Raw genomic sequence first — 22352 nt, 5'->3', positions numbered from 1 at the left:
AAACGCTACCTCCGGGTGGCGTTTTTTAGTATAGTGGAGTGTGGATAGTAAAAGTGGAAAGTGAGACTGAAAATGATTAAGCTTATTGCAACTGATATGGATGGTACGTGGCTAAGAGAAGATAAGACTTATGATAAGGAGCTCTTTGAAAAAGAATTTCAAATCATGCAGGATCGTGATATAAAATTTGTTATTGCCAGTGGTAATCAGTATGAGAATATCCTCGATCGTTTTCCAAGAGCTAATAAGCATATGTATTTTGTGGCTGAGAATGGTGCGTTAGTAGCTCATGGAAATGAGATTCTTCAAATATCTGATTTATCTGAGGAGGATTATCAAACAATGCTTGAAATTGTGGAAAAATTACCATATAACGCTATTGTTGCTGGTGTAACTAGTGCATATGTTGAAAAAAGCAGTGGAAAAGAATTTGCGGAAGATCTAAAAAAGTACGTTAAGAAAATTCAAGTTGTTGATAGCTTTAACGATATCGATGATCGTATTTTTAAAGTAAGTCTTCGTGTTCCAGAAGATGAGATGCCTAAGGTTTTAGATAAACTTAGAGAAGACTATCCACAGATTGGTTTTGTTTCAGGTGCAAGTACTGCTATTGATATGCAGACTAAAGGAATGAATAAAGCTGTAGGTTTAGAATATTTGGGTAAAAAGCTTAAGATTAAATCTAGTGAAATGGTAACATTTGGTGATAGTGGTAATGATGTTGGTATGCTTAAGTTTGCGGGTACCAGCTTTGCTACGGCGACTGCTCTTCCAGATGCAAAGAAAGCTGCTAATCAAATCATTGGATCTAGTGAAGAATCAAGTGTGCAAAAGAAAATTCTTGAGTTACTCTCATAAATTAAATATAAGTTGAGATAGGTGAACAAGTTGAACGATCAAATTATTCGAGTTACTAGAGCTTTGAATCATCCCATTCGAATTCAAATTCTTTATTACTTAAATGACAATCAAAAAAGTAGTGTAAATAACTTGGTAAAACAGTTTGATGTTAGTCAGCCAGCTATTTCTAGACACTTGAGGATCTTGGAAGAGGCTAAGCTAGTTAAGAGTGAGCAAGTTAAGCAAGAGCGCTACTATAGTTTAGAAGATAAGCATGTAATTAAGATTCTAGATGTCTTGAGACGGCATGTTAACGAAGATTTTTAGTTTAAAAGCTTGAATAATCACAGCAATTTTGACTGTCTTTTTTCTAAACACTTTTGACAAACATATAAAAATATGTTTATATAAAGATGTAATTTTAGAGAAAAAGCATTAAATTAAAAATTCAGCAAAATTTTTTATTATTTACACTTATTGATAGCATCAAGTCTGAGACGTCTTGGTGCTATTTGTCTATCTAGAAAAATGTTGACATAATAAAAAAATTAGCTTAGTCTAACTTTAAGTTAGAACTTATGCTGAATTTTCTAACTTAATGCTTTTTTGTTTTGCACAGGAGGATATTTATGCAAAATTTTAACTCTAAAATTACAAAATTTATTTCTATTATGGCCTTAGTGACGCTTTTATCATTGATAACAGTAGGATGTTCGAATAAGCAGAACTCTACTAGTCAATCAAATAAGATTTCGATAGTTACAACAACTAATGTCTATTCAGATATTGCTAAAAATATTGTTGGAAAATATGGAACAGCGACTGCAATTATTGATAAAAGTAGCGTTGATCCACACGATTTTGATCCGACAACAGCAGATGCTAAAAAGGTAGCTCAGGCAAATATTATCGTTGCAAATGGGCTAGGTTATGATTCATGGATGAATAAGTTAGCGAAATCTGTTGATAAAAAGCCTGTCTTAGTCGGTGAAGACTTGATGGGATTAAAGAGCGGAGATAATCCACATATTTGGTACAATTTAGATATGCCAACTAAGTACGTTGATTATTTGGTTAAACGTTTATCTAAGTTAGATAAGAAGCATGCCGCTTATTTTAAGGAAAATGGCGAAAAATACTTAGCCAAGATCGACAAAATCAAACAGCTAGCTAAGGCTAATAAGGGTGATCAAAAACCAGTTTTTGTTAGTGAACCAGTCTTTGACTATGCTTTGCAAGAAGCTGGCTATAAAATAGGCGATAAGGAATTTGAAGAAGCTATCGAAAATGGTACAGATCCTAGTCCTAAGACGATTAATGAAATGAACAATTCTATTAAACAAAAGAAGATTGCCTTTTTTGTTAATAATACTCAGGCAAGTAGCTCAACAGTTAAGTCTTTTGTTAAACTTGCAAAAAAGAACAATGTTCCAGTTTTAAATGTTCGGGAAACTATTCCTAATAACACTACTTACTTAGCTTGGATGAAAGAAAATTATCAAAAACTAGCTGATATTCAAAAGAATTAAATGGGATCAGGTTATTAAATGAGAAGAGGAGCAGTGAGATGACTGATATATTAACAGTTAAAGACCTGGGGATGAAATTTGAGGATAAGGTAATTTTTAAAGACTTGAATTTTACCCTATCGAAGGGGTCGATGACAGCTCTACTTGGTGCAAATGGTACAGGAAAAACAACCTTGATTAGAATTTTGATGGGAATGTTACAACCAACGACAGGATCGTTTAAGTTTGCGCCGGATACAAAAGTTGGTTATGTACCTCAATTTAGAAATCTGGATGCTGATTATCCCCTCTCAATCCGGGCCTTTGTAGAACTTAATACTCCTTTATTTAAGAACGCTCGGGTGAAGGCGAGAGTAAATCAAATTTTAAAAGAGACCCATTTACTAGATATTCAAAATACTAGGATGGGCGAAGCTTCCGGAGGTCAAAAGCAGCGTGCATATTTAGCTCAAGCTTTGTTAGATAAACCAGACTTCATTATTTTAGACGAGGCAACAGCTAGCTTAGATCCAGTTGCTAAAGAAGAGTTAATGTCATTGATTAAGCACTTAAACGAAAAACACGCAATGACTGTTTTGTTTACAACTCATGACATTCCTCTAGCTAAGAAATATATGAAAGATTATCTTTTATTTAAGGATAAAGGTTTAATTGCTGGTAAAATTAAAGACTTAACTGAAGAGGTGGGTGAAGAATAATGTTTGCATATGATTTTATGCGCTATGCATTTCTAGCTAGTACTTTTATTGCTATTACCTGTGGAATAGTGGGTGTATATGTTGTAGCTAGAAGTTTTTCATTCTTAGCTCACACTCTATCAGAAATTGGTTTTGCCGGAGCCGCTTTTGCGGTTTGGATTGGTTGGGTTCCTCTCTGGGGCATGGTTCTTTTTACTTTGCTTGGCTCAATCAGTGTTGGTGAATTATCCATGAGAAGTGATCAGAAAGAATCCGCAATTAGTGCGATTTCAGCCTTGTTTATTGGCTTGGGTGTACTATTTTTAGCTATTGCTGGCGGTAATAGTCGCTATGCGACTAACATCTTATTTGGTTCAATTATTGGAGTTGATAGAGATGGAGTCATTCAACTAGTTGTTCTTTCTCTCTTTGTTTTAGCAATAATTTTCCTAGTTTTAAGACAGTTAAACTATGATTCATTTGATCATGTAGGGGCAGTTAGCCATCATATTAATACAAGCTTAGTTTCAGTAGTATTTTTAATTGCTTTGGCTTTAGCTGTTTCAATTGGTGCACAAGTTGTCGGATCATTATTAGTCTTTATTTTATTAACTTTGCCATCTTCAAGTGCTCGCTACTTAGGTAAGACAATTCCTGCTATGTTATGTTGGTCAGTTGGGATCGCATTGTTTGGAGTTTGGGCAGGTTTAGTTTTAGGATACGTAACTAATTTACCGGTCACTTTCTTTATTTCGATTATTGAAGTTGGAATTTATTTATTTGTTTATGGCGTTCATGCTTTTAAGAAATAAAACTGTTATTTAGAACCTACAAGGGCTCTCTGCTCTTGCAGGTTTTTTGTTTTTAAATTTCCTTAATATGTGGAAAAAGGATAAAATTAAATAGTATTGCTTTTTTAGATGAGGAAAACTATGTGGATAAATTTTTTATGGGCCTTAGTGCCAATCATCTGGTTGATAATTTCTCTTGGAATTATTGGAATGCCGGCTTCAAGGGCATGTACGATTGGTTTAATTATTACAATTGCTGATGCTGTTTTAATGTTTAAACAACCCATAATTAATACTCTTTCTGGAGCTTTAGAAGGTATTATAATGGGAATTTGGCCGATCATGTATGTAATTCTGGCTGCGCTTTTTGTATATCAGATTACAACTGATTCAGGTAGTATGGGGACGATTGAGAAATTATTATCATCAATCACAACCGATAAAAGAATTTTAGTATTAATAATTGCTTGGGGCTTTGGTGGCTTTCTAGAATCTATCGCTGGTTTTGGGACTGCTGTAGCAATCTGTGCAGGAATCTTAATTTCCTTAGGTTTAGAACCGATCCAAGCTTCAGTAATTTGTTTGGTTGCCAATAGTACGGCAACTGCATTTGGTGCAATTGGCTTGCCAGTTTTGACATTAGCTGAAGTAACTAATCTTAATGATGTGCAATTAGGATTTATTGTAACCTTGCAATTGGTCATTTTAGTTATTTTAGTACCTTTTATTTTAGTTATTCTTACTGGCAAAAGTATTAAGGCCCTGAAAGGTATTGTTTTTATTACTTTAATGTCAGGGGTTGGAATGGCAATTCCGCAAGTTATTATGGCTAAGTTTACTGGGGCTGAGCTTCCAGCCTTAGTCGGATCATTGTTTTCAATTTTAGTTACTGTCTGGCTGACTAAAAGAAAAACTGGTTCAGTAGAGGAAGTAGAAAATGAAAGTGTCAGCGAAATTATCAAGGCTTGTTCACCATTTATTTTGGTTTTTATTTTCGTTCTACTGGCTTCCTCTCTTTGTCCACCTGTGAATAACTTTTTAACTAGTGTAACTACTCACTTACATGTTTACTTAGGAAAAAATCCTAATGATTTACCAATTAATTGGCTTTCCTCTCCAGGAACATTAATTTTATTAGCGGGAATAATTGGAGGAAAGATTCAAGGCTTAAGCTTAAGCCAAATGTTCAAAATCTTGCTCAATGTTTTGAAAACAATTGGGATGACAACAATTACAGTTTGTGCAATTGTGGGTTTAGCTAAAGTTATGGTATATGCAGGAATGACTAAAGCATTAGCGGTAGCCTTAGTAAGCTTACTTGGACCAGCTTATCCTTTATTTGCACCATTAATTGGGGCTCTAGGAACATTCTTAACAGGCTCTGCAACGTCAGCCAATGTTCTATTTGGTAACTTACAGTATTCTGCTGCTCAATCATTAGGAGTAAGCAAATATTGGATTGTTGCTTCAAATATGACTGGTGCAACTGCTGGGATGTTATCACCACAGAATATTGCAGTAGCTACTGGTGCAATTAATAAAGAAGGTTTAGAAGGAAAGATTCTAAAAGAAACAACTAAGTGGGGCAGTATATACTTGTTAATTACCTGTGTATTTCTATACTTAGTTGGTTTGATTACTAAATTAGTATAAAGTAAAAAGTTCTTGATCTCAGAAGCTAACCCCTAAAGTTGGACGTTAGCTTTAAATAAATGCTTTTAAAGCTTGATTTCGATATTCTATCGGAATCAGGCTTTTTTTCTTGTGTCTGATTCTTTCTTGATTATAATATTTTATCCAATTTTCCATTCGTTTAATTAGTTCTTTCTTTGTTTTAAAGTGATGTGTGTAATAGTCTATTTCTACTTTACATAGTATGGAAAAAGCTTTCCATAGCCGCATTATCATGACAAGTTGCTCTACGTGACATACTTTGAAAAATATTATGCTTTCTTAATTCGTGCCGATATGCGTTAGATTGGTACTGAATGCCTTGATCGCTATGGACGGTCATGCGATATTGAAGCTCGGGACGTGCTTTAAAAACTTCCCTTAAGCCTTGAATAACATATTGTGTTAGTGGTCGATCAGTAATTGTGTAGCTGATAATTTCGCCACTACATAAGTCCTTGCTTAATAAAGAGGGCATCAATACCACCTTCTTCATAGGCACGTTGCCAGTTTGCAATAATTCCAGTATTAGAGATTCCATATTTTAGTGCGGTGGCTTGATAGCTTTCATTATGTTCTTTCCTCCAGTTTAAAACCTCTAATTTAAATTGACCACTATATTTTTTACGAGTACGTTTTGTAATTAAACCAGCTTTTCCATATTTCTTAAATAATATAATCCATCTATCAATTGTAGAATGTGATGGGATATTCAAGTTACATTGAATCTGTCTACTCCCAAGACCTTTTTTATATAATTCAATTGTTTTTAATTTAGTTTCAACTGCATATTTGCTCATAGTAAAACCCCCAGGTTGGATTTATGTCCAACTCTGGGGGTTAACTTCACCTTCGGGCGACTGTTTTAGTTTTGATTATACTTTTCAATTGCCATTTTAATACTTCTTTTAACGTTAATTTTTGGAATATTCTTTTTCTGATATCATTATCTCGTTTTACCCTTTATCAAACATATTTCGCATAGATGCATATAAATAGGTTCTTGCATTTTTTTATTTCTGAATTTTCTCAGACACTTTTTCATTTTGACACCTTTATAAATAGACCAAGCTGTCATTAATCAATGTCATTAAGTTAAAACATTGACATTGCGTGGGCCATTTTTTTGATATTAATTTTTCTTTTTTAGAGCAAATAAAAAGGTGATCCCAAAAGTGAACAAAGATATAACGACTAACGAAAGTCCTAAAATTAAGTAATTATAAGGATTTTTAAGATCAAAAATTCTTTGGAAGAAAAAAGTACCGAAAGGCATAAAGAGAATTGCAACCGAAAAAATAATTCCAAAAACTCTGCCTATATAATTAATATCAGTCTTAATCTGAATGAATGTCATAAATTGAATATTGAAGATCGACAAAAAAAGATTAAATAGGACGATTAACGTCGCTACAAGAATAATAGAATGCGATAGTTGAAATAATTGTTGCACAAAAATTAGTGAAGCTCCACATAGTGTAATAAATAAAATAAGCCGATTTGTTGTGGGTTCCCTTTTCAGAAAAGTTGATACTGAGGCTCCAATTAGACCACCAACAGATTCAGCAGTTAAAAAAACTGCATACGCCTTTAAAGTTGTCCCACTAAAAGCATAAGTTGAAAAAGGTAGAATCAAATTATATCCGGCAATGATAAAGTTCACAATACTAGAGAAAATGATAATCATCATTATTTGCGAATTAGTCAGAATATATTGAAAACCTTCTCTAATTTGAAAAAGGGTATTTTTCTTGTGCTTTTTATTAGGTTGCGTTGTTAAAATAGTCAGCTTCTTTATGAGTAAACCTGAAACAAAAAATGAAACTGCATCTAAAACTAATGCGATTCTATTACCGAAAAAATTAGCGATCAACAAAGCTAAACTAGGTCCAGCAATTTGAACAATTTCTTTTACAATTTCCAAAATAGAATTAACAGTATTAATGTGTTCTTTATAAACAATTTCTCTAAAAATCGCTTTATATGCTGGGCTTCGAAATGACGTGATTATCGCTAGTGCAATATTGATAAGTATAATCGCATAAATAAAAAATACCTTAGGAATAAAAATTGCTAATATAAGACAAATAAATCCACTAATCAAATCACAATGAAAAATAATTCGCTTTCTATTACCACTGTCAGAGACAGCACCTCCCCAAAAATTAAAAAATACGCTGATAAAAACTTCACTACTTTGGTAGAAAGACAGCCACAAACCTCCATTTGGAATAGAAGAAAGAAATACTGTATTTACGTAGTCAAATAAAACATCACCAAATTTCGAAATCGCATTACTGGTAGTAACCTTAACCGTATTTAGCTTTTCCGTTTTTGTTAATTTTGCTTCTTCTGTCATTGAATCACCTTCATAAAAAGTATTGACTTTGAAATAAATGAGAATAAAATTAATTAAAATAAATGATTGTTAATAAATTATAGCACTATTAAAAAAGCTTTAACAAAAAAGTTATGAATCTTGTTTCTTAAGAAAGGAAGATATTATGAGTAGAGGAAAAATAATACTTATAGATGGCATATCGAATTCAGGTAAAACTACTTTATGTAATAACTTATCAAAACAACTAGGTTATAAAATTGTTCCTGAATCAATAAGATATCTAGAAAATAGGTTAAATGAAAAAGGAGATAATATTTTATATGTTCCTAAAAATATTCAAGAAGAATTACGGAATCAGGAAATATTATTTGACCTAGAATTTGATAAATGGTTTGATGCAAATTATTTTGCTGATCATGGACAAAATGTTGTAATTGATAAATCACCCTATTCAATCGTTGCGACAGCATTTGCTTTCGAATCTTCTAATATATCTGGAACATATAATAAATCGTTAGAGTTTTTAGACGATTTTATAGAAAAAGCTAAACGATATAAATTATACAGTCCGGACTTGCTATTACTATTAAAAGCTGATTGCTCTGCTTCATCAAAGAGAAATTTGGAACGGAATCATCACCTTTTAAGTGTTTGGACTCAAGAAAGTACAAGACAAAAGCAAGAAGAAATATTAGAAAAAGAATTTCAAGAATTAGATATGAAAAAGGCACTAATTGATACATCAAATCTTTCACCACGGGATGTCTATGATGAGGCTTTAAAACAAATCACTAGTTTGTGATTTAACTCATCAAATTTTATTGAGGAGGGCTGATTATGACAACAATAGCAGAATTAATAATGTTTCTAATGCTACTACAATGTTTGTGGCACATAGCTAGAACAATGCTAGTGAATAAAAAAATAAAGCAAAATAAAAATAATGCTGTGAGCTTTAAAGAAACTAGAGATGAAAAACCAAAATTCTTTATAGTTATTCCATGTTTACAAGAACAAAAGATAATTAATAGAACGATAGATGATTTTGTAAATATTATTACTAGTACAAAAATTGATGCAAAATTATTCATCGTAACTACTGATAAAGAAAAATTGCGAACCAATCAAGGAAAAACTACATTTGACATTGTAAAAGAAAAGATTGATACATCAGATAGTTATAAAGACATTAAACTTTTAAACTATCCTGGAGTAAATGGCATGATGGCTGATCAATTAAATTATGCATTCGATACAATTTATAAAATGTATGATATTGATGAGAAAAGCTCCTATTTCTGTGTCTATAATGCCGATAGTCGCCCCGGAAAAGACGCATTCCTTCAGGCAAAAACAGTTGCCCTAAAGAAGCATTTTCCTTTAATTATGCAAGAATATTCTGCATTTTTCTCTAACTTAAATACGTTAAGTCCAATTATGCAAGGCTTCGCTGTTTATCAAACTAATTTTGAATTAATAAATGGACTAACAAATGCTATATTACCTTCTATTTTCTTAAGGAATCATGTTGTAGGCCATGGACTTTTTGTCAGATTTGATTATTTAAAACGAATAGGTGGCTTTAATACTGAATTTTGGTGTGAAGATATTTATCTTAGTTTCTATTTAAGAAGTCAGGGAATTATAATTGAACCATTATTTGCCTTGGAATATGGGGAATCTCCTAAAAATATTCAAATACTTGCTAAACAAAATGCTAATTGGTTCAAAACATTGTCTGATAATAAAAAAATTTATCAAATATTAAGTAAGAATAAAGATACTAAACAATTGAATACTTTTCTTTATTATCTAAATCAAGTAAGAGGAGCCTTTGCATGGCTATTACTACCTAGCTTTTATCTAGTTATCTTTGTATTTCTTATTTTTATAAATAGTGGATTAGCACTAGTTTTTACTTTAGTTTATCTAACTACCACATTTATTCGATTCTGGCTATCTAATTCAATCGCGAAAAATTTACATGGAAAATTACCGGTAAATAATTTCCTTCTAGCGTTTGAAAGTAGCATAGCATATTTAATTTCTAATGTAGGTCCTCTCTATCTAGTATTTCATAGAAAAGGAACTAAATATAAAACAGAAAGGTGATTTTCAGTATGTTTATTATTGATAATTTTATTCAACGCAGCCAGAATACTCCTGATCAAGTGGCAGTTAAATCACCAAATGGTGATTATACCTATCAAGAAATTTTCAATATTGCCCAGCAATTAGCCGCTAAACTTGATGAGGAAAATGCTCAGGACATCGTTCCCTTTTATTTAAAAGATACCCGTTTTGTACTGCCCACAGTAATTGGGATTTGGCTATCCAACCGCATCCCTATGCCACTTGTATCAGCGTTAGACCTACCTGAAGCCACTGATCGTGTAAAAGAAGTTCAATGGGATGCTTTAATAACTGACTTACCTGCCACACTTAAGCAGAAAAATATCATTCAAGTTGATCGTTTCAATCAGAATAATCACGCCGACTTTAAAGCTAAACCATTCTCGCAAAAAAATGTCTACATCCTCTCTACTTCTGGCAGTACCGGCATTCCTAAAAAAGTTTTTCTGACAGAAAGCAATCTAAAGTGGATCCTTACAAGACTGTACTCATTAATTAACGTCAACGAGACGACCAAATTTTTATTTTCAACGCCTTATTCTTTTGATGTTTCATTAACAGAGCTTCTGTCGCCCGTTATTGCCGGTGCCGAGCTGGTTTGTCTCCCAACAAGTCCTTCTAATTCAGAGAGTATCAGGCTAATTCCCAAATTAATTAATCAAAAGCAAATAACGCACCTTTCCTTATCCCCTTCATTTGCGGAGGCACTTCTTGATATCGTTGGTCCTGAAGCCTTTGATAAACTCAAGTTTCTGATGGTAGCCGGTGAAGCATTTCCGATTAATCTGGCAAAAAAATTGAAACGGGCGCTTAATAAGGGATGCAAAGTTTTTAATCTTTATGGTCCGACTGAAACAACTGTCTATGCTACTTATCATCAGGTAACTGAAAATGAAGAAGAATACGTACCGATTGGGCGACCATTACCAGAGGGAAAGGTAAAAGTCCTTGATGCAAACAATAATGAAGCAAAAAAAGGTGAATTATATATTGGCGGAAGCGGCGTAACAGACGGCTATCTTTTAGATTCTGTTAAAAATAGCTCAAGCTTCATCACTCTTGACGGTGAACGCTATTATAAAACTGGTGATAAGGTAGAAATTTTACAAAACGGTGAGCTACTTTTCCTAGAAAGAGAAGACGATCAAGTCCAAGTTAACGGAATCCGTGTGGAATTAGGTGAAATTCAAACTCTAGTATCGAAAATCGCTGATGTTACCACAGCAATTGCGAAGTTCAAAAACAAGCGAATCTATATTTTTTACATTAGTTCGCAAGATAAAGAAGCTGAGATTAAAAGTAAACTGCCAACTTATCTCAATCCAATAATTATTAAGGTCGATCATTTCTTGTACACCTACAACCGTAAGATTGATACGCAAAGAATGATCGACGAGTATTATAATCGGTCTTTGACTACTGATAGCTCTAACACTTTAGACGAATTGAAAAAGTTGATAGCCAAATACCACGTTAATGAAATTAAAGAGCTGGATTCTCTGGATTCAGTGCGCTTCATTGTTGATGTAGAAAATACTTTTAAGATTCAGATTGATGATGCCCAGTTCTCACTGTTGAACACGCTTGAGCGCTTGGCAGCATATATTGACAAGCAAGATACGCAAACAAATACGGCTGCAGAGACTCGCGAGCAAGCAAGTGAAGCTGACTTACTTAATCTTAAATTGCTGTTTGCAAACTTTTCGAGCAGCTATGAGGATGCGAAAATTACTGCTTCATCAACGCAGCAGAGTCTCTTTTCACAACAAAAACCATCTTTTGACCTGCTAAGAGTATCTTTTCCGACAATTAACTTTGAAGAAATTCAGAAAATTAGACAGATTTTTACTGATTTAACTACTAAGATAGATCTATTGAAATTTGCTTGGTTTAAAGATCGAGACGGTAAACTATATTTCAAGAAGATAATCAATCCAGCTCCAATCTCACTTGTTACCGCAAACAGCTTTTCCGAAACTGACTTAGAAAAAGTGATGTATTCTAAGCCTGGTTCGCCAATTCATTGCCTTATTTTCAATATGAAGAAGCAGGAGTTAAACATTGTCTTTTCACACCACGCTCTAGATGCCTCTTCTTCTAACAAATTGAAGAAAATATTCGTAGATTTGTATCAAGGAAATTTGAAAATTGAGCAAATTAAGTCCAGTTCTTACGCTGAATTTATGAGTTTTGTTCAAGAAGTTAATCAAAGTACTGATTTAAAGGCGGCCCTTTCTTTGGTACCTCAAACGCAGGAAGAACTCAATTTAACTAAAGAAGACGGTCGACTCTATATCACAAAATTCGCCTGCCCTGCTAAAACGACGGATCAAATTTACATTAACGGTCTTTACTTACTGTCACAAGCGATGATGAAAGATCATAAGATGAAGAAGATTACGGGAAAGATCGCTTTGAATATCAGGAAGTTTTCGAACTTTGATGCTAGCGATGTAATTGGAGATATTCACGCTACCCTACCTTGGGAAGTAAAGGAAAATGATACTTTGACTGATTTTGCCAAGAGATATCAAATGTGGAAAGATCACTATACTAAGGGCACGGATTATCGCTACTGCATTTTCAATCAGATTGGCAGCAATTTAGAATATCGCAACGCTTTAAGTAAACAGTGGAGCAACATGAATATTTCACCTAATTATATTGGAGAGGTAAATTCAGTAAAGGCGATTGCGGATGATATCTTAAGGCTGCCATTCAAGCCTAATTACATCACTATGGTTTCGAAAGAAGGCGTGCTATATTGCATTTCATATGGGCGCTTACTTGAAAAATTTAAGTATCAGGTGAAATTGAATGATGAGCAAGTAGTTACTGTAACAACAAATGAATATTAGAAAAAAGCCAACTAAGCTATGAAGCTAGCCCCTAAAGTTGGACGTTAGTTTTAAATAAATGCGGCTGTATAATTTTTCCTGTTGATGAATATCTATGATATTCTATCGACAGGATTTTTTTACGTAAAAAAAGAGGCCATAGTCCTCTCTTACTTAAAATCCTTCTTCGACCAATTCAATTAAGTGTATGGAGATTCAAACTATGTCCTCTTTAAATGATTATATTAAATTTACTCTTGATGTTGAAGATAAAAACATTATTTTTTCTGATTATTCAAATGAAAATATTAACGGTAAGATTTACAAAATATATTTAGCTGAGCTGATCCAGCCTACTTGTCCTTATTGTCGTTCTACTAATCTTAAGCATAACGGTCATTACGTTTCTAACGTTCGTTTCATTACTGCTGATGCTAGTAAGCCCGTTACTATCAGATTAAGAAAACAACGTGTTCTCTGCAATGACTGTTTAAAAAGATCTATGGCTCAATCTAATCTGGTTAATAAAGGCTCCTATATCTCTAACACTTCTAAGCGAAAAATACTTTCTGCTCTTACTGAAGATCGTTCAATGACCAGCATTGCTAGAGAACATAATGTATCTGTCAACACGGTTCAAAGAGTATTAGAAGCCTGCTCTTCTAAGTTCTATGATGACTTTGATCATCTCCCTGAACACTTAGCCTTTGATGAATTCAAAGGTGTAGGCAAAAAGCTTCACTTTATTTGTCTAGATGGTGATACTCACAAAGTTGTTCAAATTCTTAGAACTCGTTTCAAACCTGATATTCTACGCTATTTTTACAAGTTCACTCCTAAAGCTCGTGCAATGGTTAAAACAGTAACTATGGATCTTAATTGTTATTATCCTTTAGTTGCTAGAGAATTATTTCCAAATGCTCAGATAGTTATTGACCGTTTTCATATGGTTCAAATGCTTACTAGATCGTTTAATATTTTCAGAGTTCAAATCATGAAGCAATTTAAAAAGCAAAGCCATGAATATAAGCTTTTAAAGTCTCCTTGGAAGCTTTATCTCATGAAATATGACAAACTTAATAAGACTACTCCTTATTACGACTGGCATTTTAAGGACTGTCTAACACAGGAACATGTTGTCTTAGATGGTTTAGATTGTGACCAAACCTTAGAAAATACTTATTGGGTTATGCAGGACTTTATGACTGCTATTCAGGATAACGATGAAAAGAAAGTTATCCATCTACTTCATTCAAAACAAAGTGTTGGTAAACAAATGCATCAAACACTACTGACCTTTAAGCATAATTATACCGGTGTCCTAAACGGTATATCTTCTAACTACTCTAATGGTTGTCTTGAAGGTGTCAATCGGAAGATTAAGCAAATTGAACGTACTGCTTATGGCTATAGAAATTTCAAACATTTATTAATTAGAATTAGACTTGAAGAAAATATTATAAAAGAAAAGGAATCAAACAGCTATTTGATATGAACCCAAAAATTAGGACATATTATTAAACTGTTTGATTTAAAACCATATTTCGATATTGAATCGGAGTATGGTTTTTTATTGAGCTCTTAATTCTAAAATTATTATAGTAATAAATATACTCTTTGATTGCATCTTCTAGTTCATCTAAATTCTTAAAATTTTTTTCAAAGCCATACCACATTTCTCGCTTTAAGATACCAAAAAATCCTTCCATTAATCCATCATCTAATGAATTACCTTTTCTAGACATTGATTGCTCAATACCATGATCTGTAAGCCATTTTTGAAAGGTAGAATGTTGATATTGCCATCCTTGATCAGTGTGAAAAATAAGACCATTTAGAGCAGGATGAGCTTTATAAGCTAGGTCAAGCATGGTCATTACTTGTTCTAAAACTGGACGGCGACTTAATGTATAAGAAATTATCTCATGGGTACACCCATCCATAATTGGTGATAAATATAATTTTTCGCCGTTTAAATGAAACTCAGTTATATCTGAATACCACTTTCTATCTGGTAAAATGGCTAAAAAATTGCGACAGATCAAATTAGGTTTGATTTCACCTACAGTTCCTCGATAACTTGAATATCTTTTTCTACGTCTAATGGCAATACCAAATAAATGCATCTTTTTCATCAGACGCTTTACTTTCTTATGATTGATTTTAATTCCTTCAATGTGCAATTGAGCTGTAATTCTTCTATAGCCGTAGCGATGTTTATGTTCTTCAAATATTTCTTTGATACGTTTCATGATCTGATGATTTTTTGAATCTTTATCATTTTGTTTTAGAACATAGTAATAATTACTTTTAGATAAGTGAGGTAAATCAGGATTAGAATTGATTACATTTAATATGAAACTGACGGTTACATGAAGTTCTTGCCTTAGTTCAGTAACCACCTGAGCTATTTCTGGTGCTTTTGGTTTTTTCTTTTGGAAACTAAGGCGCTCAATTTTTTTACAAATTCGTTTTCGACAGTAAGCTTGAGATTCTCTTGTTTTAAGTCTTTTACTTGTTTTTGTAGTTCTTTGATTTGTTGGTCTTTGCTTTTCATGATGTGGTCTGCCTTTCTTATGATTAATGACATTATACCCATCCTCTTTATATTTGCGAAGCCAATTATAGATCATACCTGAGCTTGGCAATCCCAAGTCTAATGAAACTTGATTCGCTGGTTCATCGTTAATCAATATTCTTTTAATGGCAGTTTTCTTAAATTCTACTGAATAAGAAGAATATGATTTATTCAAAATTTCTAAGCCGTGAAGGTCTATTAGACGGATTAAATAATATAAATTGTCAGGTCTTACTCCATATTCTCTACCTAGTTGAGATAGTGACTTATGATAATGCTTCCAATTATTGTAGATGTCAATTTTGTCTTGCTTAGATAATTTAGACATAATAAAAACCTCGAAATTCTTGTCCGAATTTCGGGGTTCATATCAATTTCTTAGCTGCTTAATTCCTTCTTAAAATTATCCATCAACAGGATTTGCAAAAGAGCCATATTTTTTAGCCAACAGATTATATTCTTTCATTAATCGATATACACGTTTATGATTGATGATCAAATTGTATGTACGTTTTAAAGCATCAGTTACTGTCCAATAGCCATACCCAGAATTACGTTTCTTAATATCTGTAATTAGTGATACAAGCTTTTTATCACTAAGCTTTTTGACCTTTGGATGGCTTTTATATTCATATGTACTCTTAGAAAGACTAGTAAAAGGGAGGATCTCCTTTAGACTAAATTTGTATTCTTGCCTTAGTTCTGTGATGATTCGTCTTTCTTCTTCAGATGTCCGCGCTTCTGAACTAAGGCATCTAATTTTTTTAAGTATTCAACTTCAACGTATAAAGCTCGATTTTCTAGTCTTAATCTTTCAAGCTCTGACAGTTCACTTTTATTTATTTTTTTATGTTTAGCTTTCTTATGCATAGTTGGTCTTCCTTGCTTAATAAAGAGGGCATCAATACCACCTTCTTCATAGGCACGTTGCCAGTTTGCAATAATTCCAGTATTAGAGATTCCATATTTTAGTGCGGTGGCTTGATAGCTTTCATTATGTTCTTTCCTCCAGTTTAAAACCTCTAATTTAAATTGACCACTATATTTTTTACGAGTACGTTTTGTAATTAAACCAGCTTTTCCATATTTCTTAAATAATATAATCCATCTATCAATTGTAGAATGTGATGGGATATTCAAGTTACATTGAATCTGTCTACTCCCAAGACCTTTTTTATATAATTCAATTGTTTTTAATTTAGTTTCAACTGCATATTTGCTCATAGTAAAACCCCCAGGTTGGATTTATGTCCAACTCTGGGGGTTAACTTCACTCAGAAATTAGATCAAGAACTTTTTGTTTACAAATATATTTGTGTTTTTACTAAACTGTTTTTAATTCATTAACGATTTTTTCAAACTCATTAAGTCGTTTTTCAAAAGTATTAAATGCGTCTCTTAAGTAATCCGCCTTTGTCATATCGACACCAGCATGTTTCATTATTTCTGTTGGATAATCTGAAGAGCCGGCCTTTAAGAAATTAATATAAGCCGTACGTTCTTCGTCAGTACCATGAACAACATTATTTGCAAGGGCTGTAGCAGCAGCAAAACCTGTTGCATATTGGTAAACATAGAAGTTGTAATAGAAGTGAGGAATCCGTGCCCATTCTTTAGCAATATCTCCGCCTGGTTCTACACTATCACCATAATATCTTTGGTTTAAATTACCATAAAATTCATCAAGAACATCGGCAGTTAATGGTTGACCATTTGCGTCGGCTTCATGAATAAACTGCTCAAATTCTGCAAATTGTGTTTGACGGAAGAGTGTGCCCTTAAATGAATCAAGATAATGATTCAAAACAAATGCTCTTGTTTTAGGATCAGTAATCTTATCTAAGAAGTATTCAGTTAAAATATTTTCATTAGTTGTTGATGCAATTTCAGCAACAAAAATTGGGTAGTCTCCATATACATATGGCTGAGTATTTCTTGTATACCAGGAATGCACTGAGTGTCCAGTTTCATGAACTAGGGTATAGAGAGAATCAAGATTATCCTCCCAATTTAATAATTCATATGGATCAGTATCATAGGAACCACCAGAATAAGCACCGGTTACCTTATTTTGGCTTTCAACTACATCAATTACACGATTATTAAAGATATAGTCAACATGCTCTAAATAATCTTTTCCTAGTGGAGCTAAGGCTCGTCTAGCCTCATTTTTTGCTTCTTCAAAGTTATAAGAAAGACTTGGCTCACCTGTTAATGGAACATACATATCATACATTTGTAGGTCAAAAAGACCTAAAATCTTTTTTCTTAAACTAACGTAGCGATGAAGGAGATCTAAGTGACTATTTACTTCTTTGATCAATGTATCGTAAACAGTAGTTGGTACGCCATTTTCGCTTAAAGCAGCCTCTCGAGCAGAATTATATTTATGTACTTGAGCATTAAAATTGTGGGCCTTTACTTCACCTGATAGAGTTGAAGCGAGACTATTTTCAAACTGACCATAGCTTGCATACATAACATCAAATGAATTTTTGCGAACATTTCTATCTTGTGACTGAATTAGAAGTGAATATAAGCCATCAGATAATTGGACCATCTCTCCGTCTTCATCTTGAACATAGCCGTATTCCATATCAGAATTAGTTAAAACATTGAAAGTATTAGCGGAAGTTCCCATTGCATCTCCAGCAGCGGCAATAATTTTTTCTTCACTTGCTGGTAAAGTATGAGGACGTTTCTTAGTAATTTGTTCAAGTCGATGTTGATACTCTTTTAAACGGGGCTCATCTTGCATAAATTTAGCAAGTGTCTCTTCTGGGATAGATAAAATTTCAGGATCGACAAAAGAGATAGCGGCGCTCATCTGGTTAGCTAAGCTTTGAGCTTTAGCAACAAGGCCTAGATAATGAGTATTACTAGTATCAACGTCGCTTGACATAGTAGCATAAACGTACACTTTTTCTAAACGACGATTCACAGATAAAATTTCTGTAATCCCCTCATATAAATCTTGACCAGATTTAGCAAGATTTCCCTTAAATCTACCTAAATTTTTAATTTCGGTTGCGACCCGATTATATTCTTGTTCCCATTCCTGATCGTCTTTAAAAACACGACTAAGATCCCATTTGAGATCATCAGATACTTCATTTCTTGTTGGAATAGCCATACCTTGTCCTTCTTTCTACCATATAATTTTTATTAATCATCATTATAGAACATTATTTCGCTTGCTAAAAAATAAAATTTTTTTAATAATGAATTTAATGCGCTTAACTAAGTAATTTTGTATTATGAAAAGGTAAGCTGATTTTCAGAGGAGTTAAAAATTAATGAGACCTGAGGAACCCAAAAGACCACGCCAAAAACTAAGAAGAAATAATGTGTTTGCGGCGAGTAAAAAAGATTATAAAAATGGAAATAATTTTGCTCGTTTGGTAGGTCTCTTATCAATTTTACTTGTTTGTGGAAGCGTAGCTTACTTTGCTCATGCATATTTCTCGGCTATGAGTTCAGTTCAACAAGCTTATCGAGGAACAGGAAAAACATCGCAATTGATTTCTCAGAAAAAGCCAATTTCAATTCTAATTCTTGGCGTTGATCAAGGAATTGAAGGCAGGCATGACCGGGGTAATTCCGATACGATGATCTTAGCAACTATGAATCCAGAGAAAAAAGAAGCAACAATGACCTCAATTCCCAGAGACTTGTTAGCCGATATCAAAGGTGACGGAAGTGGAGAAGGGAAGTACTACATGTTCCGGGTTAACTCTGCTTATCAAGTTGGCGGAAGCAAAGGAGCAACTCGGACAGTAAAAGCACTTTTAAATACACCAGTTAACTACTATATGGAAGTTAATATGAAGGCTCTAGAAAGTATGGTAGAAGCTTTGGGCGGAGTAGATGTTAATGTGCCATTTACCTTTACTTATCACACGCATTTTAAGAAGGGGAAGCAGCACTTAAATGGTAAAGAGGCCTTAGACTATGTGCGGATGCGTAAAGAAGATCCAAAAGGTGACTATGGTCGACAAATGAGACAAAGACAGGTAATTAATGACATTGTACGTAAAGGGATGTCAGTTAATTCAATCACTAACTATCGCAAGATTCTTAAGGTCTTTGCCAAGTATGTTAAAACTAATCTGACCTTTGATGATATGCTTTCAATTGCAATGAATTACCGCGGATGTACTCAGAATATTAAGAGTGGCTATATTCAAGGACATAATGTTTGGATTGGAGCGGCAGCAATGCAAGTAGCCGCTACAAAGGAACTACAACGTGTATCAGATTTAGTTCGTTCTAGTTTAGGATTAAAACAGGAAAAACTCCATAATCAAGAAACAAGGCAAAATAGTCTGCAGCAAGGTTTAAATTGGAATGATCCAGAAGACTTTAGAAATTATGTAATTTATGATAAAGATTCTGACACTATTCCATGGGATGGTAATTAAGAAAAAAGCAGCTAGCGAAATGCTAACTGCTTTTTTTAGTATATCTGTTGATGATTCTATCTTAGTGATTTTAGCCCGTAACTGCAACTGTTGTTTGTAAAGTTTTAGTTATCTAGTTCAGAATTTGTATTTTCTTGATTAAGTTTTTTTTCTTCGAACTTGATATCGGCTAATTTATTTTCCTTTTCTTCTTTTATTTGATCTTCTTTGAATTTTTTACTTAGGAGAGTTGGTTTAATGGTATTTTCAACTAGGCTTTTAGACACATTAAAATTGGTATCTTGATCAGCTGCCTGGGAAGTGGTAACTGAATTAGTTAAAAAGCCAAAGCCCAATAATACAATAAGCGCTGTTGAAATTCCCTTCTTGTGTGTCAAAGTGTTTACTCCTTTTAAGTTTAAATTTAGTAATAATTAAATGGTAATCATGTTACACTAGTGATATTTAAAAAGTCGTTTTTAATTTACTTAACAAACTGTATTATAGAAGAGGATTATTGCAGTAAATTAAAGCGAAATTTACATTTTTTTACAAAAACTTCAATTACGTAAATTTAATGTAATATTTGAAAGATCAGTGTAATAAAAAGGATGATGAAAAAATGAAGCAAACTAAGTATTTTCCAGTTATTTATGGAGTAATATCAGCCCTTATTGCATTTATTGCAGTGTTTTTTATTGCACAGAGAACCTTCCATTTTTCTGTATCGATGGCTATTTTAAGTGCTGGAATTTTTGCGGCTTTCTTTTATGTTCTGTCATATTTTAGAGGGCATGCTTCTTATGAAATTAAGGCAATTGTAGCCAAATATCATTTAACAGATGAACAACTTGCAAAAATAACCGGAATGAAGGCTAGTGATTTTCCCATCTATCACAATAAGCTTCAATTAATTATCCCTAAAAGACAATGGCCAAAAGTCTTAAATGCGCTTCAAGAATATGATCAGCAGCATCAGATATCAAACGAAAAAGAGAGAAAATAATGAGTTTACTAACAGTTAAAAATTTAAGTCAGACATTTATTGATAAAACTTTATATGAAGACGCAAATTTTGTCTTAAATAAAGAAGACCATATGGGGGTAACCGGGCAAAACGGAGTTGGTAAATCAACTTTAATTAAGATTTTGACCGGTGAAATTACTCAAGATAATGGCGAGGTTAAATGGCAAAATAAAATTCATGTTGGGTATTTAGATCAGTATGCCAAACTTGAAGAAGGTATAGAGCTTAAACAATTTTTGCAAACTGCGTTTAGTGATCTTTTTGAAAAAGAAAAAGAATTAAATGAACTCTATGTGAAATATGGTGAAAATGGGGATGAAGTTCTCTTAGAAAAGGCAGGGAAGATTCAGACTTTACTTGAGGAAAAAGAATTTTACGATATTGATACCAAAATTGACCGCGTAGCGACAGGACTAGGATTAGCGGATTTGGGTTATAGCCGGGATGTATCAAAACTTTCTGGTGGACAAAGATCTAAGTTAATCTTAGCTAAGCTGCTTTTGCAAAATCCAGACGTACTGGTTTTAGATGAGCCGACAAACTACTTAGATGTTAATCATATTGACTGGCTTGCTGACTATTTGAATAACTTTGAGGGAGCATTTATCGTTGTTTCACACGATTATGATTTTTTAGGTAGAATCACCAACTGTATTATTGACATTGATTTTGGAACTATTACGCGCTATACAGGTGATTTAAAGCATGCACTTCGTCAAAAGGAAGCTGATCGAGAAAGTTATTTAAAGGCTTATGCCAACCAGCAGAGAAAAATTCAAAAGACTGAAGCATATATTAGAAAAAATAAGGCTGGTTCTAGATCTAAAAGTGCGAAATCTCGGGAAAAACAACTAGCGAAGATGGAAATTTTAACACCACCACAAAATAATAGAAAGGCCCATGTTATTTTTCCTTATGTTGATACCGCATCAAACTTACTTTTGCAAACTCAAGATTTAATAATTGGATATGAACAAGCTTTAGTAAAATCAGCATTTAATTTTTCTGTCGGAAATGGAGAAAAAGTAGCTGTAACAGGTTTTAATGGAATTGGGAAAACGACACTACTAAAGACTGTACTAGGAAAGTTAAAACCAATTTATGGTAGTTTTGAATTATCTTCAACAGCAAAACTTGCTTATTTTCAACAAGATCTGGCTTGGCCTAATAAAAATATGACGCCTTTGCAATATTTACAAGAAGAATTTCCACGTTTGCGTCCTAGAGAATTACGGCAAGCTTTAGCGAGAATGGGATTAACAGCACAGCAAGCCATGAGTCCGTTAAAAGAACTTTCTGGTGGAGAACAAGAGAAAGTTAAGCTAGCTAAGATGCAGTTTGAACCATCTAATTTACTATTCTTAGATGAACCAACAAATCACTTAGATATTGCTACAAAAGATTCTTTAAGAAAGGCAATTGTTGAATTTAATGGTGGAGTAATTATTGTTAGCCACGAAAGAGATTTCTTTAGAGGAAATTGGGTGGATAAGACGATTGACATTGAAAAAATGAATAATGAATAACA

22 protein-coding genes are annotated in these 22352 nt (G+C 33.3%); 13 read left to right on the top strand and 9 right to left on the bottom strand.

Features of this window, described 5'->3' with window-relative positions:
• The first annotated feature begins 72 nt into the window (after window positions 1-72).
• From GTO82_RS08760 to GTO82_RS08735, 6 genes are all read left to right on the top strand, one after another.
• Window positions 73-858 (top strand): Cof-type HAD-IIB family hydrolase, encoded by a 786-nt coding sequence (locus GTO82_RS08760; RefSeq protein WP_180873225.1) that lies wholly within the window; start codon window positions 73-75, stop codon window positions 856-858.
• Window positions 859-888: 30 nt separating this feature from the next.
• Window positions 889-1167, top strand: coding sequence for an ArsR/SmtB family transcription factor (locus tag GTO82_RS08755; protein WP_011162513.1), 279 nt, complete (start codon window positions 889-891; stop codon window positions 1165-1167).
• Between the two features lie 302 nt (window positions 1168-1469).
• Window positions 1470-2369: a metal ABC transporter solute-binding protein, Zn/Mn family gene (locus GTO82_RS08750; RefSeq protein WP_180873224.1), complete on the top strand. Its 900-nt coding sequence runs from the start codon at window positions 1470-1472 to the stop codon at window positions 2367-2369.
• A 38-nt stretch (window positions 2370-2407) separates the two neighbouring features.
• Complete coding sequence (locus tag GTO82_RS08745) at window positions 2408-3067, top strand: metal ABC transporter ATP-binding protein (RefSeq protein WP_004898011.1); 660 nt, start codon at window positions 2408-2410, stop codon at window positions 3065-3067.
• Window positions 3067-3858, top strand: coding sequence for a metal ABC transporter permease (locus tag GTO82_RS08740; RefSeq protein WP_011162511.1), 792 nt, complete (start codon window positions 3067-3069; stop codon window positions 3856-3858). The genes GTO82_RS08745 and GTO82_RS08740 overlap by 1 nt, the downstream gene beginning before the upstream one ends.
• A 120-nt stretch (window positions 3859-3978) precedes the next feature.
• On the top strand, window positions 3979-5490 hold the full coding sequence (locus tag GTO82_RS08735; RefSeq protein WP_180873223.1) for an L-lactate permease: 1512 nt from the start codon (window positions 3979-3981) through the stop codon (window positions 5488-5490).
• Window positions 5491-5541: 51 nt separating this feature from the next.
• On the opposite strand, the gene GTO82_RS09870 is transcribed toward GTO82_RS08735, so the two are convergent.
• The 4 genes from GTO82_RS09870 to GTO82_RS08715 form a co-directional block, all read right to left on the bottom strand.
• Entirely contained in the window at window positions 5542-5646 is a 105-nt protein-coding gene (locus tag GTO82_RS09870; RefSeq protein ID WP_432759954.1) for an IS3 family transposase, read from the bottom strand.
• A gap of 58 nt (window positions 5647-5704) precedes the next feature.
• Window positions 5705-5986, bottom strand: coding sequence for a DDE-type integrase/transposase/recombinase (locus GTO82_RS08725; RefSeq protein WP_180873221.1), 282 nt, complete (start codon window positions 5984-5986; stop codon window positions 5705-5707).
• Window positions 5955-6308, bottom strand: coding sequence for a transposase (locus tag GTO82_RS08720; protein WP_260983155.1), 354 nt, complete (start codon window positions 6306-6308; stop codon window positions 5955-5957). Before GTO82_RS08720 ends, GTO82_RS08725 begins: the two co-directional genes overlap by 32 nt.
• 332 nt (window positions 6309-6640) lie before the next feature.
• Window positions 6641-7867 carry an MFS transporter gene (locus GTO82_RS08715; protein WP_180873220.1) on the bottom strand — a complete coding sequence of 409 codons (1227 nt, stop codon included), beginning with the start codon at window positions 7865-7867 and terminating at the stop codon, window positions 6641-6643.
• 145 nt (window positions 7868-8012) lie between these two features.
• Between GTO82_RS08715 and GTO82_RS08710 the strand changes: the two genes are divergently transcribed.
• The 4 genes from GTO82_RS08710 to GTO82_RS08695 all read left to right on the top strand — a co-directional run bounded on the left by GTO82_RS08710 (window position 8013) and on the right by GTO82_RS08695 (window position 14314).
• Complete coding sequence (locus tag GTO82_RS08710; protein WP_180873219.1) at window positions 8013-8651, top strand: deoxynucleoside kinase; 639 nt, start codon at window positions 8013-8015, stop codon at window positions 8649-8651.
• A gap of 35 nt (window positions 8652-8686) precedes the next feature.
• Window positions 8687-9961 (top strand): glycosyltransferase, encoded by a 1275-nt coding sequence (locus tag GTO82_RS08705; protein WP_180873218.1) that lies wholly within the window; start codon window positions 8687-8689, stop codon window positions 9959-9961.
• Window positions 9962-9969: 8 nt separating this feature from the next.
• On the top strand, window positions 9970-12840 hold the full coding sequence (locus tag GTO82_RS08700; RefSeq protein ID WP_180873217.1) for a non-ribosomal peptide synthetase: 2871 nt from the start codon (window positions 9970-9972) through the stop codon (window positions 12838-12840).
• Between the two features lie 202 nt (window positions 12841-13042).
• The gene (locus tag GTO82_RS08695; RefSeq protein WP_180873216.1) at window positions 13043-14314 is read left to right on the top strand and encodes an ISL3 family transposase; all 1272 of its coding nucleotides are present in this window, start codon (window positions 13043-13045) and stop codon (window positions 14312-14314) included.
• 22 nt (window positions 14315-14336) lie between these two features.
• Here the strand turns inward: GTO82_RS08695 and GTO82_RS08690 are convergent, their stop codons facing one another.
• The 4 genes from GTO82_RS08690 to pepF form a co-directional block, all read right to left on the bottom strand.
• The gene (locus tag GTO82_RS08690; RefSeq protein WP_260983154.1) at window positions 14337-15725 is read right to left on the bottom strand and encodes an IS3 family transposase; all 1389 of its coding nucleotides are present in this window, start codon (window positions 15723-15725) and stop codon (window positions 14337-14339) included.
• A gap of 75 nt (window positions 15726-15800) precedes the next feature.
• Window positions 15801-15962, bottom strand: a complete 162-nt coding sequence (locus GTO82_RS09865; RefSeq protein WP_432759959.1) for a transposase — start codon at window positions 15960-15962, stop codon at window positions 15801-15803.
• A gap of 131 nt (window positions 15963-16093) precedes the next feature.
• Window positions 16094-16621 (bottom strand): helix-turn-helix domain-containing protein, encoded by a 528-nt coding sequence (locus GTO82_RS08680; protein WP_180873215.1) that lies wholly within the window; start codon window positions 16619-16621, stop codon window positions 16094-16096.
• A 100-nt stretch (window positions 16622-16721) separates the two neighbouring features.
• Window positions 16722-18530, bottom strand: coding sequence for an oligoendopeptidase F (gene pepF / locus GTO82_RS08675; RefSeq protein ID WP_180873214.1), 1809 nt, complete (start codon window positions 18528-18530; stop codon window positions 16722-16724).
• 163 nt (window positions 18531-18693) lie between these two features.
• Between pepF and GTO82_RS08670 the strand changes: the two genes are divergently transcribed.
• Window positions 18694-19818: an LCP family protein gene (locus GTO82_RS08670; protein WP_086875188.1), complete on the top strand. Its 1125-nt coding sequence runs from the start codon at window positions 18694-18696 to the stop codon at window positions 19816-19818.
• A gap of 104 nt (window positions 19819-19922) precedes the next feature.
• Here GTO82_RS08670 and GTO82_RS08665 read toward each other — a convergent pair whose 3' ends face one another.
• Window positions 19923-20195, bottom strand: coding sequence for a hypothetical protein (locus tag GTO82_RS08665; RefSeq protein ID WP_023599981.1), 273 nt, complete (start codon window positions 20193-20195; stop codon window positions 19923-19925).
• A gap of 224 nt (window positions 20196-20419) precedes the next feature.
• Between GTO82_RS08665 and GTO82_RS08660 the strand changes: the two genes are divergently transcribed.
• Together GTO82_RS08660 and GTO82_RS08655 are read left to right on the top strand one after the other, a co-directional pair.
• Window positions 20420-20803, top strand: coding sequence for a hypothetical protein (locus GTO82_RS08660; protein WP_180873213.1), 384 nt, complete (start codon window positions 20420-20422; stop codon window positions 20801-20803).
• A complete protein-coding gene (locus tag GTO82_RS08655) occupies window positions 20803-22350 on the top strand; it encodes an ABC-F family ATP-binding cassette domain-containing protein (RefSeq protein WP_180873212.1) in 1548 nt (515 codons plus the stop codon). Before GTO82_RS08660 ends, GTO82_RS08655 begins: the two co-directional genes overlap by 1 nt.
• Window positions 22351-22352 lie beyond the last annotated feature (2 nt).

Origin of the sequence: Lactobacillus johnsonii, assembly GCF_013487865.1 — a bacterium.
Classification (GTDB): domain Bacteria; phylum Bacillota; class Bacilli; order Lactobacillales; family Lactobacillaceae; genus Lactobacillus; species Lactobacillus johnsonii_A.
The sequence above is the reverse complement of the archived record's forward strand: the minus strand, read 5'-3'. Positions and strand labels throughout refer to the sequence as shown.